This window comes from Desulfovibrio sp. OH1186_COT-070 (assembly GCF_003860215.1).
Taxonomy (GTDB): Bacteria; Desulfobacterota; Desulfovibrionia; order Desulfovibrionales; family Desulfovibrionaceae; genus Desulfovibrio.
This window is the reverse complement of sequence record NZ_RQYH01000002.1, coordinates 31786-47734: the sequence shown is the minus strand read 5'-3', so window position 1 is coordinate 47734 and position 15949 is coordinate 31786. Positions and strand designations below refer to the sequence as shown.

Genomic DNA, 15949 nt, shown 5'->3' with positions numbered 1-15949 from the left:
ATATTGATGAAGGTCTTTCTCATCGGGGCCGGCCCCGGCGATCCGGGGCTGCTGACCCTCAAGGGGCGTGATGCGCTGGCGGCCGCCCATGTTGTCGTTTATGATGCTCTGGCCAACGATGCGCTGTTGCGTCATGCCCGGCCCGAGGCGGAAAAAATCTATGTGGGCAAGATCGCGGGCAGACATGCCCTGCCTCAGGAAGAGATCAATGCCCTGCTCATCGCAAAGGCGGCTGAAGGCAAGGTTGTGGCCCGCCTCAAGGGCGGTGACCCGTATATTTTCGGACGCGGCGGTGAAGAAGCCGAAGCGCTGGTTGCGGCGGGCATACCCTTTGAAGAGGTGCCCGGCGTCAGCAGCGCCATCGCGGCCCCTGCCTATGCGGGCATTCCCCTGACGCACAGGGACATGACCTCATCGGTGACCATCATCACCGGACACGAAAAACCGGAAAAATCCCGGTCTGCGCACAACTGGCAGGCGCTGGCCGCCAGCGCGTCCACGCTGGTCTTTGTCATGGGCATGAAAAATCTGCCCCATATCGTCCACAACCTGTTGCAGGCAGGCATGGACCCGGCAACGCCGTCAGCCCTTGTGTACCGTGGCACAACACCCCGCCAGCGCAGCCTGGCGGCCCCGCTGGAGCGCCTGCCCGCAGCCGCCGTCGAGGCCGGATTTTCCAATCCTTCCATCATTGTGGTGGGCAAGGTGGCCCAACTGCACGACAGCCTGGGCTGGTTTGAGCAGCAGCCGCTTTTCGGCCGCAGCGTGGTGGTGACCCGTGCCCGTGAACAGGCCAGCGGACTGGCCCAAAGCCTCACCGAACTGGGTGCGGAAGTCATTCAGTGCCCCACCATCGAAATCAGCCCTCTTGCCGACTACGCGCCGCTGGACGCCGCCGTGGAGCGCCTGGACAGCTATGCCTGGCTGATTTTCACTTCGGTCAACGGCGTCCGCCATTTCTGGCTGCGCCTTGCGCAGGCGGGCAAGGACAGCCGCGCCATCGCTTCCTGCAAGGTTGCGGCCATCGGCCCGGCCACGGCCGAGGCCCTGTGCAGGCGCGGCATCACCCCGGATTTCATTCCCCAGCGGTATGTGGCGGAAGGCGTGCTGGAGGGCCTGCTGGAGCGGGAAAGCGGGCAGATCGAGGGCAAGCGTTTTCTTTTGCCCCGCGCGGCCCGGGCCCGTGAAGTGCTGCCCGAGGAACTCCGCAAGGCGGGCGCGCTGGTGGACGTGCTGCCCGCCTACATGACTGTGCCCGCTGCCCACCAGAAAGCCAGGGTGCTGGAACGGCTGGAAGCAGGCGCTCTGGACTGCGTGACCTTTGGTTCTTCGTCCACGGTGGAGAACTTTCTTGCGCTCATCCCGGCCGAGACGCTCAAGGCGCATCCGGAAACGCGTCTTGCGGCCATCGGGCCGGTGACCGCGGACACTCTGGAAAAGCACGGACTTCCCTGCCACATCATGCCGGAAAGACACACCATTCCGGATCTTGTGGAAGCTTTGAAAAGTCATTTCGGGGGGCGGCCATGCCCTTGAACATAGCCATTCTTGCTTCGGGCAGCGGCTCCAACGCGCAGGCCATCATGGACAAGATTGCCGCGGGCCTTCTGGACGCGCGTATTGTCACGGTTCTCTGCAACCGGCCCGGAGCCGGAGTCATTGCGTGCGCGGAAAAAGCGGGCATTCCCTGCCAAGTGCTGGACCATACGCAGTTTGCCGACCGTGAGTCCTTTGACCGCCGCATGGTCGCCGCCCTGCAGGAGGCCGGTGCGGAACTGGTGGTTCTGGCGGGCTATATGCGGCTGCTCACCGCGCCTTTTCTGGACGCCTTTGCCATGCGGGTCGTGAACGTGCATCCGGCTGTGCTGCCCAGCTTCCCCGGACTGCACGGCGCACAGGACGCCGTGGACTACGGGGTCAGGATTTCCGGCTGCACGGTGCACTTTGTGGAAGAAAAAATGGACAGCGGCCCGGTCATCATTCAGGCCGCTGTGCCCGTCAATCCGGAAGAATGCGCCAAAAGCCTCCAGCAGCGCATCCAGAGCCTGGAACACCGCATCTATCCCCAGGCCATCCAGTGGCTGGCGGAAAAGCGCATCACGTTGGACGGCCGCCGGACGCGCCTTGCCCCGGGCGCAGCCCCACGCTCAGAGGACAGGGGCGACTGGCTGGTCTGGCCGCCGCTGGAACAGGGATTTTAGAGGCCGTGCATTGTCCGCAAACCTGAAAGAGCGCCCTGCCACAAGGCAGGGCGCTCTTTTTCTCGCAGTAAATATATCAGCCTTCGGTTCTGCTGTACGGAGTGTCAGGACGGGGAGCCTGCTTGTACGCGGGCCTCGGCTTGGAGCCGATGCACTGGTACACACGTTCGACCTGCATTCTGACGCAGAGATTGCCGGACCACTGCACGCACTGCTGGTTGGATCCGCCAAAGGGTTGCGCTCCCGCATAGCCCCAAGCTGCGCAGCGTTGGGCCGCAAGGTCGTCGGCCTGATAGGTGCTGGATTCCGGCTTTTCCCGCTGGGGATCCCAGGTAAAGGCAAGTTTGACCGTGCCGTCGTTGCGGCTGCCGTCCATGGCTGCCCAGTTTTTGTACGCCGGTTTCGCGCAACCGGCCAGAACGGCAATGCCCAGTACGCACAGCATAAGACCCAAGAAACGTTGCATGATTTTCCTCCTTTGGCATAAAGATCGTTGACTCACGATGCATCAAAAAAAGGCTTTGCGCAACCACGGAGCGCAGCCCTTTCCCATTCTTGCACACGGCGGCCCCTGGCGGGATGCATGCAAAACCGGCACAAGTCCGGATGCGCTTTGTGCAGATGCCGCGCGTCGCGGGGGGATCATGAAAATACGGTGCGGCGGGGACAGCTTTTGGGGGATACAAAAAATCCGCAGGGAGGCTGGCTCCCTGCGGAGAGAATATGCACGTTGTGCGGCCTTATTTGAAGGCCTTTTCAAAATTGGGCACAACCTGCTTTTTGCGGCTCATGACGCCGGGCAGCCATACGGACGTGCCTTCGGGCTTGACGCCAAAGGCTTTTTCCACCACGGCGGGATTGTCCGAAACAATGAGCATTTCGGAGCCTTCTTTCATGATGTCGGTGAGGAGCAGGAAAACGCTGTGGCGGCCTTCGGCCTTGACCTTTGCGATTTCCGCCTGAAGCTCGCCCTTGACGGCATCCAGAATGGAGAGGTCGACCACTTCCAGCTGGCCGATGCCCACCTTGTTGCCGCTCATGTCAAAGTCCTTGTAATCGCGGAAGACGAGATCGCGTATGGGCGTGCCTTCAACGGCGCTCTTGACCTTGAACATTTCCATGCCCAGGGCCACCACATCGGTCACGCCCGCAATCCTGGCCAGATCTTCAACGGCTTTTTTGTCTTCAGGGGTACAGGTGGGGGATTTGAAGATGACCGTATCGGAGAGGATGGCGCAGAGCATGGCCCCGGCAATATTCTTGGGGATCTCGATGCCGTAGAAATCGTACATGGCCTTGAGAACGGTATTGGAGCAGCCCACGGGCCAGATCCAGGCTTCCAGCGGAGCGGATGTGGTCACGTCGCCCAGCTTGTGGTGATCCACGATACCCAGAACCGTTGCGGAGTCCATGCCCTGGGGAGCCTGGGCCAGGTCGGAGTAGTCCACCAGATAGAGCTGCTTGCCAGCCACGTCGTTGACCACCTGCGGGGCGGAAAGGCCGAATTTCTTGAGCACGAATTCGGTTTCCGGCGTGGGGGCGCCCTGGGCGGCCGGGGTAACGTCCATGCCCCGCTTCTTGTACAGGTCAGCGGCGACAATGGCGGAAATGATGCTGTCTGTGTCGGGATTCATGTGGCCAATAACAAGTGCAGACATGGGACTCTCCTTCGCGGTAGGGTTCGGTTGCGCGCTAGGCCGGATGGCCGCGTTTGTTCTCTTTAGCACAAAGTCGTGCCCATGCCAAGCCCCGCTCTGCGAAATTTCCGGCGCACCGTGGGTATCAGGCCGGAATTTTTGCTCCGGACAGCAAAACGCCCGCATTAGCGGCCGCCAGAAACAGCCTGCAAAACGGGCGATTGCGGAGCCGCTGGCGGGGGATTGCAGCAGCTATGGCGCGGCTCATTTTTTGCCGGACTTGGGGTGGGCCTGGTCGTACACTTCCACCAGACGCTCCAGGCTGAGCCGGGTATATCGCTGGGTGGTGGTCAGCCTGCGGTGCCCCAGAAGCTCCTGCACGCTGCGCAAATCCGCTCCGGCGGTCAGCAGGTGGGTGGCAAAGGAGTGGCGCAGGCTGTGCGGCGAAGCCGCAAAATCCAGCCCCGCCCGGCGACAGAGCCGCTCCACGATACGCATGCCCTCCCGCCGGTTCAGGCGTGCCCCGCGCGCTCCCACAAAAAGCGCCTCCTCCTGCGGCTGCGCCATGTGCGCGCGTTCGCTCAACCAGATTTTGAGGCGCGCGCACGAGGTGTCGGAGAGCGGGGCAAGGCGTTCCCGCGCGCCCTTGCCCATGACCCGCAGCACCCGTGAGGAAAGCTGCACATCGTCGAGGTTGAGGCCAAGTGCCTCCGAAATGCGCAGCCCCGACCCGTAGAGCAGTTCCGCCAGGGCCAGATCGCGGCAGTGCAGGCGCTTTTGTTCGTCGGTCTGCGCACTCTCTCCGGGAGAGTCCAGCAGGGCGAACACCTCGTCCACATTGAGGGCGCGGGGATGGCGTCTTTCCTGACGGGGGTTGCGCACCTGGGCGGCCACATTTTCCCGGACCAAACCGTTGCGCTGCTGAAAGCGAAAAAAGGAACGAGCCGCCGCCAGTTTGCGGGCCATGGAGCTTTTGGCGTCCCCCTGGCGGAACAGAAAAGCCACAAATGCCTGGATATGGCGGCGGGTCACACTTTCCGGGCTGGCCAGACTCTGCCCCTGATCCTCAAGAAAGCTGGCCAGTTGCCGCAGATCCGTGGCATAGGCCTTGCAGGTCGCTGCGGACGCGCCCTTCTGCACGTCCATCCAGGCAAGAAAAGCCTCCAGAGCGGTCTCTGCCCGCGTCGTGCCGGGCTGCCCTTTTGTCCGCCCGGTTCCGCTCATGCCTTTACCTCATAGCGCGCTCCCGGCAGGCGCCGCACCAGTCCCCACATCTCCAACTCCACCAGCAGGGAATTTGCTTCTCCCGCAGAAAGGCCCAGGCCCTGCGCCAGCACGTCCACATGCTCCGCGCCGTGCTCCCGCAGGCGCTCCAGCAGGGCGGCCCCGTGCTCCGGTATCGGCGGGCCTGCCCCGGTTGCGGGCATGGCCGGGGCAGGATGGTGCCCCGCAGCACCCGGAGTGCTTTTGCGCTTCTGGCTTGCTCCGGGGTCGGGCCTTGCCGGGCGGTCTGCCGCTTCGTTCCTTGGCGGAATTGGCAGGTCTTCGCCCTCCGGCAGATTCTCCGGGGAGATGCCGTAGGGCCGCAGATTTTCCGCCAGATCGCGCAGCACGTCCTCGGCATTGAACACCGCGCGTGCTCCCTGACGCACCAGATCCTGACTGCCCAGACAGCGGGCATCCAGGGCAGGGCCGGGCACGGCAAAGACCTCGCGGTTCTGCTCCAGCGCAAGGCGGGCCGTGATCAGGCTGCCTGATCTGCCTGCGGCCTCCACCACCAGCACGCCCAGAGAAAGCCCGCTGATGATGCGGTTGCGGACGGGAAAATTGCCCGGCAGGGGAAGCGTGCCCGGCGCCCATTCCGAAACAAGCAGGCCCTGCGTTTGCATTTGCTCGAAAATATCCCTGTTGGCCTGCGGATAGGGCACGTCAATGCCCGTTCCCAGCACGCCGATGCTTTTTCCGATCCGTGTCAGGGCCGCCTGGTGGGCGACCCTGTCGATTCCCAGGGCCAGACCGGAAACAATGCTGATGCCGCACGCCGAAAGGCAGCGCGCCATGTGCTGCGCCACGGCCTGCCCGTGTTGCGTGGCCCGGCGCGCTCCCACAACGGCAAAACATGCCGAAGAAAACAGGGACAAATCCCCCCGGCAGTAGAGCAGCGCCGGAGCATCGGGCAGAAGGCGCAGCATGCGGGGATAGGCGGGGGAAGACCAGAAGACAATGGCCGCGTCAAGATCGCGCGCCCGATCCCATTCCTCACGGGCAGAAGTGCGCCACGCGCCGCCGGCCAAGGCTGCGGACTGTTTGGGGGTCAGTCCGGCTTCAGGCCAGCGCTGGCGCTCCTGCAAGGCCTCGTATGCCGAGCCGAAAATGCGCAGCAGGCGGCACGCCGTGCGCGCTCCCACTCCGGGGCAGTGCCGCAAGGCCAGGCAGGCCCAGTATTCCCTGCGTTCTTTCTCGGTCATGCCCTGCCGGGTCCTGCCAGACATGCCGTCAGCGGGCCAGGCCGCGCGTGCGCACCTTTCCGGCGGCTTCGGAGGAGGGAAACTGGTCCAGAACCTTTTTGTAGGCCTGTGCCGCCCCCTCCCGGTCGCCGAGACGGGCCAGGGTCATGCCGGTTTTGAGCAGGGCATCGGCATTTTTGTGGTGCCGGGGCCAGTCGGCGTCCACCTGCCGGAAACGGGCCAGGGCTTCCTGATACTTGCCCTGGGAGTACAGGCCCTCGCCGATCCAGTACTGCGCGTTGGCGGCATAGCGCCCCTGCGGATACTGTTGCAGAAAGTTCTCAAAAAGCGGGATGCTTTCCGCCGCACGCCCGGCCAGGGCGGGCCGCAGGGCCGCCTGGTATGCCGCGGCTTCTCCCTTGGCGCTTGCGGGCACGGCAGGCCCGGCCGGAGGAGCGGGCGGCGCGGACGCCGGTGCGGGCGTTGGCGGACTTGCTGGCGGGGTTGTTGACGCGGAGGCTGCTGCGGGCGCAGGGGGAGCCTCTGTTGGCGGCAGCCCCAGCGAGGGGCTTTCCGGCGGCAGAGGCAGGTTTGCCGCAGGCAGCACAGGCACGGGAACGTCCTGCCCGTTGGCGGCGTGCGCTCTTCCGTTGGCGGCAGGAGCGGGCGGCGTATTTTGCGCGGGGGCCTGGGGGCTTTCCGGCGGGGCGGATTCCGGCGGCAGGCCGAGAGCGGAAGGCCCGGGCGGCGTTGCGGCAGGCCCGGCCGATCCGGTTGCCCCGGCGGGTGCGGGCAGGGCGGGCGTTCCGGATGGTGTGGCCCTTCTGGCCTTTTGTTTTTCCGTGGGCGCGGCAGATGCGGGAGGCGCGGATGCCTTGGCGGGCGCGGCGGCAGCCCCTGTCAGAGGATGCGGCGGAGCCGCCGGATCAATGATCCGGCCTGCGGGCGGGGAGGCGGGGTGCGCCGCAGGTTCGCCCGCAGTCGGCCCGGAAGTCGGTGCGGAAGAAGCCTGCCCCGCGGAAGAAGGCGCGGGAGCGGCCGCAGCCTGCGGAGCGGGAGACGGCGCAGGCGTTTTGGGGGCGGCGTCCGCAGGAGTTTTGCTCTCCTGCGGGGGCAGAGGCAGGGGAACCACCATCAGGCCGGTATTTTTTCCTCCCCTGGTGCGGACTTCGTATTTTCTGGCATCAAGCTGCGCCATCCGGCCTTCAAGACCGGCCATACCCTGTTCCAGCGCGCGCAGCCTGCGGTCTGTCTGCTGCAAAAGATCCTGATGCGCTTTCCCGGTGTCTTCCATGCGGCTCATGCGGCTTGAAGACGCGCATCCGGCTGTCAGCGTCAGGCAGACCAAAAGCGCAAGAAGTATTTTCCCCATCGGCTGCTCCCCCGCGTACCGCACGACTGATGCCATGCCCTTGCGGCAAAAGAAATTTTCAGGCAAGAACTGGACACGTTGCGTGACGATAACGCATCTTCACCGGTCAACGCAAGGTTGTGCGCACGCGGGCTTTCCGGCAGGCGCACGCGCCGAACCGCGCCGGATTCGGGCAAAAGGCACAATCCGTACAGATGCAGGGAGCTTCATGAACATTCTGCAAGACATGGCGGCCTCGCTGGCTGTCATTCCCGAGGCGCTGCAAGCGTTTTTGCAGGCTTTTCCCCTGGCGCGCCAGGCTCTGCGCAGTCTTGGCGTGGTTCTGCCGCTGGCGGCCCTGCTGGCTTTCGCCGGTATGGGCTTTCTGTCCACCACCGCCAGGGTTCTGGCGGTCACGCGCCGACGCTCCTCGTGCGAAAAACTTTCCCGCCAGTTGGGGCTTCTGGGCATGTGCCTGGGCTGGCTGCTGCTTGTGGGCAGCAGGATATGGCTTTTCCTGACGGAAAGCGCATATGCTTCCGGCTCCCTGTTGCAGCTTGCGCTGGAAATCAGCTGGACGCTGCTGGGCGTGGCAGTGCTTTGCAGCAGCCTGTATTTCACCCTCTGGAAACATATGCGGGATATGGTCGCTGTTCACGTCATGCTGGGCATTGCCAGCGGCGTTGCGGGCTGCATTGCCCTTCTGGCGGCCTTGGCCTGCGCCCGGCTGCTCAGCGCTGCGGCCCTGCCCCCGGACATCCATCTTGCCCTGCCCGAAATCTTTTTTCCGGGCTGGCTGAGCCCCTTCTGGCGGGCTATCTACTGGCTGCCCCCCCTGATTCTGGCTTTTGCCGGAGGCTGCGGCGCGCTCTGGCTGGTGGTGCGGCGCAAGGCCGACGACTACGGCCGCGACCACTACAATGCCGCGCTTCCCTGGTGCGCCGCCTGGGCGCGCAACGCCTGGGCCGTGTTCTGGCTTTTGCTGCTGGGTTCTTTTTTGCTGGATGCTTTTCCGGACGGGCAAACAGCGAGCTTTTCTCAGGAGGAATTTCTGCGGGAAGGCGCTTTGCTGCTTTTCCGGCTTCTGCCCGCAGTGCTCTGGCTTCCTGTCAGCCGCAGTTCCGCCCCTTTGCGCCTCAAGCCTCTTGTGCTGGCGGCGCTGCTGGCGGCCGTTGCCTTTGCGCAGCCCTATTTTGACGCGGTCACGGCCATTGCCCTGCCTGCGGGCGGAGCCGCCCTCCCGTAAGGCGGCTTTGGGGCAGAGCGCGCCGGGTAGGGCCTGGACGCTCACTTTTTCAGGTACTGTTTGCGCCATTCGTCCAGAAACAGCAGGCCGGTTTCTGCCTCGGTCAGCGCGCCGCTGCGCGCGCGCAGGGCCGCAACGGTTTCCCCGAATCCGGCGCTCGGGCCGAGACCCAGTTCCTGCACCATTTTTGCCAGCTCCTGTTGCAGTTCTGACGGCAGTTCCGGAGGAAAATCAGCCTCTGCCGTTCTTTCTTCCTCCGGCCAGGGGCCGAGGCGCAGGGCCGTGAAGTCCAGAAGTTGTGCCATGCGTTGCCCATAGCTGTGGTCGCGCAGCACGCGGGCGCGGGCGCGTTCTGTCCAGGCCAGCATCTGTTCGGGATGGGCCAGAAAATGGTCAATCCCGGCATACATTTCTTCCGTACTGGAGAATGTGGCCAATTCGTCGTCCGCAAAGAGTTCCGGCAGCAGGGTGCGTTTGTCCACCAGTTGGAACGCGCCGATGGCGGCCAGTTCAAAAGTGCGCGGATTGACAAAATCCCCGTGGCTGACCAGATCTCCGGTGCCGAGACTGGAATGGAGATTCAGGTTGACGCGGGTGGCGCTGTAAATCTTCACGCTTTCCCCGGCCCCGATGCGCGCTCCGCCCCGCTGCACATGGGCGGCCAGAAGGCTTTCTCCCTCCCAGTCCGAACCCCATATCTTGAAATTCCGCCCCGCCAGAGGCCGGAAGGCCCGCCTGCGGTTGGGGTAGCCCGCTCCCAGAAAGCCGATGTCCGCCCCGTATTCCTGCCGTTCTTCCTCTGTAAGTTGCACGGGAACATGAAAATCGGGCAGAGCCGCCAGCGGCAGATAGAGGGCGTTATTCTGCCCGGCTTCGGAGAGCAGACCCAAAAACGGTTCTTTCTGGATAACGGCAAAAATGTCGTAGAGGGGCGCATAGGCCCGCCAGTAGCCGAAGACCCGGTGATCTTCCACAAACCACATGGCCGTGCGTATGCCCGTGCGCCGGAAACGCTGCAAAAGGCTGCGGCCCACGGGAGCCTGGGCCATGCTCAGCACCAGATGCGGTTCCAGAGCCTGCGCCTGTGCCCACACAGCCTGGGACACCACCTGCAGAAAGGAACTCTCCAACTGCGCTGTCTGTGACGGCCCAAGGGCCAGTTCGCGCAGGCCCGTAAAGGCAGGATACAGGGCAGGGGCCTCGAACACGCGCACCGTATGCCCCATGCCCGCCAGCGCCCGCGCACAGTATCTTCCGATGGGCAGCGAGCCGCCGTACATGGGCAGAACCACAAGAATGCGCAACGGAGTCCGGGCCATCAGCAGTACCTCCACGGCGGCAACATCCAGTCCGTATCGTCAACGGGCCAGGGGTCGTCAAATTTTTGCTGTGTGCAGGGGGGCAGGCGCAGGCTTTGGGCGCAGAAGGCACGCGCTTGGGCGCGGGCGGGCGCGTGCGCGTCCTCTCCCGCGATCAGGCGGGGGGCAGCGCCCAGGGCGTCCACCCCGGTGCGCCAGATTTGCAGGCCGCTGCCGGGATCGGGAACGGACAGAGTTTGGGCAAGCACTGCGGCCACGGAGCGCAGCAGTTCCCTGCGTTCAAAGGGCAAAAGACAGGCCGTGCCGTGGGGGCAGGGCGCGGACTCCAGGCAGGGCGCACACGGCGGCGCGGCCTGCCAGACATGATGTCCCTGCCCGTAGGGGCCGGTTTCGTGGCACCAGGCGGAAGAAAGAAAAAACGCCAGAACGGGGACGCCCAGATGCGCCGCCAGATGCATGCTGCCCGTATCGGGCGAGATCAGGGCGTCCAGCCCTGCCAGAGCGTGGCTCAGCCCCGCCCAGTCTGTTTTGCCGCTCAAATCCCGCACACGGCTCCGGACGTGCCCCGGAAGAAGCCGCAGCAGGCGGCGGGCCGTCGGCTGTTCCGCGGCTGTTCCCAGAAGGCGTATGTCGGTTCCGCCCAGCGCGCCAAAGGCCGTGGTGACCACATTGGCCAGCACGGCTGCTGGCAGGGAACGGCGTGCCTCCCGGCCGGAAAGAACAACGCCCAGCCCCTGTCCGCCGCGGCGGGCAGGAGGATTGACCGCATGCGCGGGCAGCGGTTCGGGGGCAAAATGCGCCCAAAAATCCACCAGATTGAGGGGGCTTGCGCAACGCTTGCGGCTGAGCAGAAAACCCGTTCTGGCCCAGGGCGAACGCACAATGCCCCCGGCGTCCCAGCGGTAGCCGTGAACGCGCTCTTGCGGGAATATGCGGCACAGGGCCGCCGTGAGTCCGGAAAAATTGCAGTTGCAGACAGCGTCAAAATGCGTTGTGCGCCATGTGGCCAGCACTTTTTTGTTGGCTTCGAGGCCGGAGGCCGTGGGCGTGCCGTGCAGCGCAAGGCCGTGCACCACGGCAAAGGGATAGAGCAGGCGCGCCAGATCCGCGAGGGCCGCATCCACGGCCAGATGCACTGTTCCCCGCCGGGCAAGCGTGAGCACAAGGCGCTTGCTCTGCACCAGATCGCCGAAACGCGCTGCCTGTATGACCAGAAAAACCGCCATGCTTCTTCCTGTTCTGCAACCTACGGCATATACAGCCGAAAAACAAGCCAGCGCACGGCCAAAGGCTCTTTTGCCAGGGTTGGGGAGCGGGCGTTGCTCCGTGCTCCTGTCAATGCTAGGCTGTTGCTTGCGGACGCAAAAAACGGTTCACGGAGGATATGTTTTCATGCCCAGACGCCACAGCCTGCTCCTGATCTGCCTTTGTTTCTGCCTGCTGGCCGCCTGCGGCGGCAGGCAGAAGCCTTCCCGCGAAGTCTGCCCCCCCGCCCCCTGGATGGGCACTCTGGAAGATCAGCGCCGCTTTCCCCAGGATCTTGCGGTCTATGCCCGCAAAAATTCTCCTGACAAGCCCCTGCTTTCGCCTGCGGAGCAAAGCGTCCAGTCCGCCCGTTTTCAGTCCATTTTTTTCGGCCCCTGGAACATGACCAGGGGTTCTGTTCGCAAGCGGGATGTGGCGGCCATTTTCAAAAAGGCCAGAGGATACCGGCACGGCAACGTCCGCTGGACCCAGGAGGAGTGGGACGGATTGGCCCGCAATGCCGACCTTGCAAATTTTCCCTCCGGCAGCCAGCCAGCCATCACGCTGCGCAATACAAATCTGCGCGAAATGCCCACGGCAGAAGCCCGTTTTTCCGAACCCACGCCCGATCCGCGCGCCAATCCCTTTGACTACATCCAGTATTCCCTGTTGCCCGTGGGCACGCCCGTGCGCATTGTGCACACCAGTCTGGACAGCCGGTGGCACTATGTGGAATGCCCGGTGGCCGGTGGCTGGGTGTCTGCCGGGGATCTGGCCGCCGTCAGCCCGGAGTTCGTCCGGAGCTACCGCTCCGCCCCCCTTGCAGCCCTGCTGCGCGACAAGGTTGGCCTGCCCCTGCCTTCCGGCACGGTGACGGCCAATATCGGGACTCTTTTGCCCCTGCACGCCGCAGCCCCCACAGCACAGGGCCATATGCACGTGCAGGTTCCCGTGCGTGGCGCGGACGGCATGGCCGCGACCCTTTCCGTGCAGCTTGCCGCTGCCGACGCTGCCCGTTGGCCCGTTCCCATGACGGCGGCCAACGCGGCGCGGGTGGGCAACGTGATGATGCACCAGCCCTACGGATGGGGCGGAATGTTTGGCGAGAGGGACTGCTCTGCCCTGACCCGCGAATTTTTTACGCCTTTCGGCATCTGGCTGCCGCGCAATTCCTCAGCCCAGGCCCGCATCGGAGCCATTGTGCCTCTGGAAGGCATGAGCACGGAAGAAAAGGAAAATCTGATTGTCCGGAACGGCATTCCCTTTCTCAGCCTGGTGGGCATGCGCGGACACATCATGCTCTATGTGGGCACACACAAGGGGCGGCCCGCCGTCTTCCACAATTTCTGGGGCGTGCGCACCACCGAGGGGGGCAACGACAACGCGCGTTTTGTCATCGGCAGAACGGCGGTGACCTCCATCACGCCGGGCAGGGAACTGAAAAACCTCTATCAGGACACAACCCTTGCGGACCGGCTGCGCACCCTGTCCACTCCCGCGGAAAACAGATGAAGAATCTGTGCCTCACGGTTTCGCCCCGGCAGGCCGGGCAGAGGCTGGACCGCGTTTTGTGCGCGGCCGCGCCCCATCTTTCCAGAGCCGTGCTGCAAAAGGCCGTGCAGGCCGGAGCCTGTGCCGTGGACGGCGTGACGGAAGTCCGCTGCAATGCCAAAACCAGAATCGGGCAGGTCATCCGGATGGACTTGCCGACAGCGGAAAGCACGCTCCGGGCCGAGCAGGGACATCTGGACATTCTCTGGCAGGACGGGCATCTGGCGGTCTGCAACAAGCCTGCGGGCCTGACCGTGCATCCCTGCCCCTCCTGCCCGGAAAAAACCCTTGTGCAGCGCCTGCTGGGATATTTTCCGCAACTGGGGCAGCAGGAGGGTCTGCGTCCGGGCATTGTGCACCGTCTGGACAAGGACACCAGCGGCCTGCTGGTGGTGGCCCTGACCGGGCAGGACCGGCTGGCGCTCAGCGCGGCCTTTGCCCGCAGGGCGGTAGGCAAGGAATATCTGGCGCTGGTGGCGGGCAAGCCCTTGGCGGAAGGGCGCTGTCAGGAGCCTCTTGGCCGCCATCCCGCGGCCAGGGTCAAAATGGCTGTGGTGCCCGAATCGCGCGGTGGGCGTCAGGCGGACACCCGCTGGCGCACCCTCTGGACTGCCCCTGACGAAAGGTTTTCTTTGCTGGCCGTGCGCATTCTCACAGGGCGCACCCACCAGATACGCGTTCATCTGGCCCATGTGGGGCATCCCCTGCTGGGCGACAGCCTCTATGCGCCCAAGAGCGTGCGCGACATGGCCCCGCGCCAGATGCTCCACGCCTGGCGTCTGGCCTTTGCGCACCCGCGCACGGGCGAAAATCTCTGTTTTTCCTGCCCGCCGCCCGCGGATATGCCCGAGGCCGCTCTTGCGGCTGCCCGGCGCATGCAGCGTGTGGTGATCACGGGCAATCCCGGCAGCGGAAAGTCCGCGCTCACGCGCTGTCTTGCCCGGCGGGAGGTGCCCGTGGTCAGCGCCGACGCTGTGGTGCGCGATCTCTATGCCCCCGGCGGCGAGGGCAGCCGGTGGCTGGCCGGTGTGGGCAGGCGCGATCTGCTTTCTCCACGGGGAGACGTGTGCAGGCCCGCCCTGCTGGACGCCATGCGCCAAAACCCGGATCTGCGCCGTGATCTGGAAAGAGCCGTCCATGCCATGACGCGGGAAGTGGTCGAGGATTTCTGGCGGCGCGAGGAGGAAAAAGGCTTTCCCCTGGCTGTAGCGGAAATTCCGCTGTATTTTGAAAGCGGCTGGGATGCTGCCTTTGCGCCCAAGCCTCTGGCCGTGGGCGTGCGCTGCTCACAGGACATGCGCGCCCGGCGTTTGGGAGAAAACAGGGGATGGGATGAAGAAAAAATCGCGGCCCTGGAATCCTGGCAGTGGCCGGAAGACCGCAAACTCCGGGCCTGTGACCTTGTGGTGGACAACAGCGGCTCCCCCGACGCCCTGCAGGGCGCGGCAGACCGCCTGCTCGCCGCGCTGGAACAGAAAAGGGCGCAAGCCCGGCAGGACATGGCCTGCGAGCTTGCCGCCCTCTGGGCACAAGGCCGGAAAATCCGGCACGATTGAGGTTTGCGCAGGGTCCGGGCTCAAGCCTCCAGCGGTTGAAAGGCTTTTTTGCTTGCCCCGCAGACAGGACAGGTCCAGTCTTCGGGCAGATCTTCAAACTTTGTGCCTGCGGGAATTTTGCGCCGCTTGTCGCCCCGGTCGGGGTCGTACATATAACCGCAGTTGACCATCTGGCAGCGCCAGATGTCCTTGGGATCAGCCATGCTGTTCCTCCCCTGCTGAAAAGGTTGCCGCAGACGCCGGAAAAACCGGAGCCGCGCGGGGGCGGGTTATTCCGCCGGAGTCGCGGTCACAAAGCCCTTGTTGGCCGGGCCGGTGGAGGAGGGAGTGCCCGCGATCTTGGCCAGATAGGTATCGCCCAGCTTCTGGATATGGCCGGAGATATTGTCGTAATAGGAAAGGTGGGCCTGCTCCTCTTCGATGATGCGCTCGAAAATACGGGCAGACACAATGTCGCCCGCGTCCTTGCAGACGGCAAGAAACTGCGCATAGGCTTCGATGGTTTCGTCTTCCCGGCTGGCGTCGGCCGCGTAGATGGTGGGCACGTCCTGCCCGGTGACAACCTTGCCGTCTTTCTGGGTTGTGGGTTCGCCGCCCAGCATTTTGATGCGTTCGGCAAAGGCTTCGGCATGGCGCATTTCGTCAATGGCAATGAGCTTCATGTTGGCGGCCAGTTCTCCGTAGTCCATGTCGTCCAGGCTGTAGTGCTGGTTCATGTACTGATGAATGGCAAAAAGTTCCATGGCCCGTGCCTTGTTCAGCACATCAATGACTTTTTTCTTCCGATCTTCCCTGTTTCCCGTCATGTCCGACTCTCCTTGGCTTGTGCGCGGCGCGCAACGTTTTTTGTTTCCCTGCACAGGATAGGACAATATGCCCGAAAAGGCTACTCCGCCCCGGCAGGCAGGGCGGCCGCGCACATTTTGCAGATGCCGTCAAACTCCACACGTGAACTGAGAACTTCCGCAAAGCCTTCCACGCGCATGCCGTCCACTGTGGGGGCCTCCCGAACCTGCATCACGTCTCCGATGCGTCCGCAGTACACGCAGCGCACATGCTGGTGCTGTGTCATGTCGCCGTCAAAACGCCGGATGCTTCCCGCTGCTTCCAGGCGGCGGATTTCGCCGCTGTCTGCGAGAAAGTCCAGATTGCGGTAAACCGTGCCGAGGCTGATGCGCGGCAGGCGCTCGCGCACCCGACTGTAGAGTTCGTCCGCTGTAGGGTGCATCCTGCTTTTGCGCAGTTCTTCCAGAATGACGGCCCGCTGGCGTGTCATCCGTGTATGGGCCTGGGCCATTGCACTCTCCTTTTTGATAAAAATTACTGTTAGCGCAAAAGGCTGTCAAGCCCAAACTGCCCGGCCAAATGCCGCCTGATGCCGCTGGAAGATGTTTTG

General features: G+C 64.0%; 15 protein-coding genes. 5 read left to right on the top strand and 10 right to left on the bottom strand.

Features of this window, described 5'->3' with window-relative positions; all coding sequences use genetic code 11:
* The first annotated feature begins 6 nt into the window (after nucleotides 1-6).
* The gene (gene cobA / locus EII23_RS00950) at nucleotides 7-1536 is read left to right on the top strand and encodes a uroporphyrinogen-III C-methyltransferase (protein WP_124791207.1); all 1530 of its coding nucleotides are present in this window, start codon (nucleotides 7-9) and stop codon (nucleotides 1534-1536) included.
* On the top strand, nucleotides 1527-2201 hold the full coding sequence (gene purN / locus EII23_RS00945; RefSeq protein ID WP_124791205.1) for a phosphoribosylglycinamide formyltransferase: 675 nt from the start codon (nucleotides 1527-1529) through the stop codon (nucleotides 2199-2201). The genes cobA and purN overlap by 10 nt, the downstream gene beginning before the upstream one ends.
* Before the next feature lie 76 nt (nucleotides 2202-2277).
* On the opposite strand, the gene yecR is transcribed toward purN, so the two are convergent.
* The 5 genes from yecR to ybgF all read right to left on the bottom strand — a co-directional run bounded on the left by yecR (nucleotide 2278) and on the right by ybgF (nucleotide 7657).
* Nucleotides 2278-2667 (bottom strand): YecR family lipoprotein, encoded by a 390-nt coding sequence (gene yecR / locus EII23_RS00940; RefSeq protein WP_124791203.1) that lies wholly within the window; start codon nucleotides 2665-2667, stop codon nucleotides 2278-2280.
* A 274-nt stretch (nucleotides 2668-2941) separates the two neighbouring features.
* Nucleotides 2942-3859, bottom strand: a complete 918-nt coding sequence (locus tag EII23_RS00935; RefSeq protein ID WP_124791201.1) for a manganese-dependent inorganic pyrophosphatase — start codon at nucleotides 3857-3859, stop codon at nucleotides 2942-2944.
* A gap of 243 nt (nucleotides 3860-4102) precedes the next feature.
* Complete coding sequence (locus EII23_RS00930; protein WP_124791199.1) at nucleotides 4103-5062, bottom strand: tyrosine recombinase XerC; 960 nt, start codon at nucleotides 5060-5062, stop codon at nucleotides 4103-4105.
* Entirely contained in the window at nucleotides 5059-6306 is a 1248-nt protein-coding gene (dprA, locus tag EII23_RS00925; protein WP_260424537.1) for a DNA-processing protein DprA, read from the bottom strand. Before dprA ends, EII23_RS00930 begins: the two co-directional genes overlap by 4 nt.
* Nucleotides 6307-6334: 28 nt before the next feature.
* Nucleotides 6335-7657, bottom strand: coding sequence for a tol-pal system protein YbgF (gene ybgF / locus EII23_RS00920; protein ID WP_124791195.1), 1323 nt, complete (start codon nucleotides 7655-7657; stop codon nucleotides 6335-6337).
* Between the two features lie 208 nt (nucleotides 7658-7865).
* Here ybgF and EII23_RS00915 point away from each other — a divergent pair, with 208 nt between their 5' ends.
* Nucleotides 7866-8882, top strand: a complete 1017-nt coding sequence (locus EII23_RS00915; protein WP_260424536.1) for a hypothetical protein — start codon at nucleotides 7866-7868, stop codon at nucleotides 8880-8882.
* A gap of 41 nt (nucleotides 8883-8923) precedes the next feature.
* On the opposite strand, the gene EII23_RS00910 is transcribed toward EII23_RS00915, so the two are convergent.
* Both EII23_RS00910 and EII23_RS00905 read right to left on the bottom strand, forming a co-directional pair.
* A complete protein-coding gene (locus tag EII23_RS00910; protein ID WP_124791340.1) occupies nucleotides 8924-10201 on the bottom strand; it encodes a glycosyltransferase in 1278 nt (425 codons plus the stop codon).
* Nucleotides 10201-11427 (bottom strand): glycosyltransferase family 9 protein, encoded by a 1227-nt coding sequence (locus EII23_RS00905; RefSeq protein ID WP_124791194.1) that lies wholly within the window; start codon nucleotides 11425-11427, stop codon nucleotides 10201-10203. Before EII23_RS00905 ends, EII23_RS00910 begins: the two co-directional genes overlap by 1 nt.
* Before the next feature lie 166 nt (nucleotides 11428-11593).
* Here EII23_RS00905 and EII23_RS00900 point away from each other — a divergent pair, with 166 nt between their 5' ends.
* Nucleotides 11594-12958: an NlpC/P60 family N-terminal domain-containing protein gene (locus EII23_RS00900; RefSeq protein WP_124791193.1), complete on the top strand. Its 1365-nt coding sequence runs from the start codon at nucleotides 11594-11596 to the stop codon at nucleotides 12956-12958.
* Entirely contained in the window at nucleotides 12955-14553 is a 1599-nt protein-coding gene (locus EII23_RS00895) for a dephospho-CoA kinase (protein WP_124791192.1), read from the top strand. Before EII23_RS00900 ends, EII23_RS00895 begins: the two co-directional genes overlap by 4 nt.
* Before the next feature lie 20 nt (nucleotides 14554-14573).
* Here EII23_RS00895 and EII23_RS00890 read toward each other — a convergent pair whose 3' ends face one another.
* The 3 genes from EII23_RS00890 to EII23_RS00880 all read right to left on the bottom strand — a co-directional run bounded on the left by EII23_RS00890 (nucleotide 14574) and on the right by EII23_RS00880 (nucleotide 15850).
* On the bottom strand, nucleotides 14574-14756 hold the full coding sequence (locus EII23_RS00890; RefSeq protein ID WP_124791191.1) for a rubredoxin: 183 nt from the start codon (nucleotides 14754-14756) through the stop codon (nucleotides 14574-14576).
* A 66-nt stretch (nucleotides 14757-14822) separates the two neighbouring features.
* A complete protein-coding gene (locus EII23_RS00885) occupies nucleotides 14823-15359 on the bottom strand; it encodes a bacterioferritin (protein ID WP_124791190.1) in 537 nt (178 codons plus the stop codon).
* Between the two features lie 80 nt (nucleotides 15360-15439).
* A complete protein-coding gene (locus EII23_RS00880; RefSeq protein WP_124791189.1) occupies nucleotides 15440-15850 on the bottom strand; it encodes a transcriptional repressor in 411 nt (136 codons plus the stop codon).
* Nucleotides 15851-15949 lie beyond the last annotated feature (99 nt).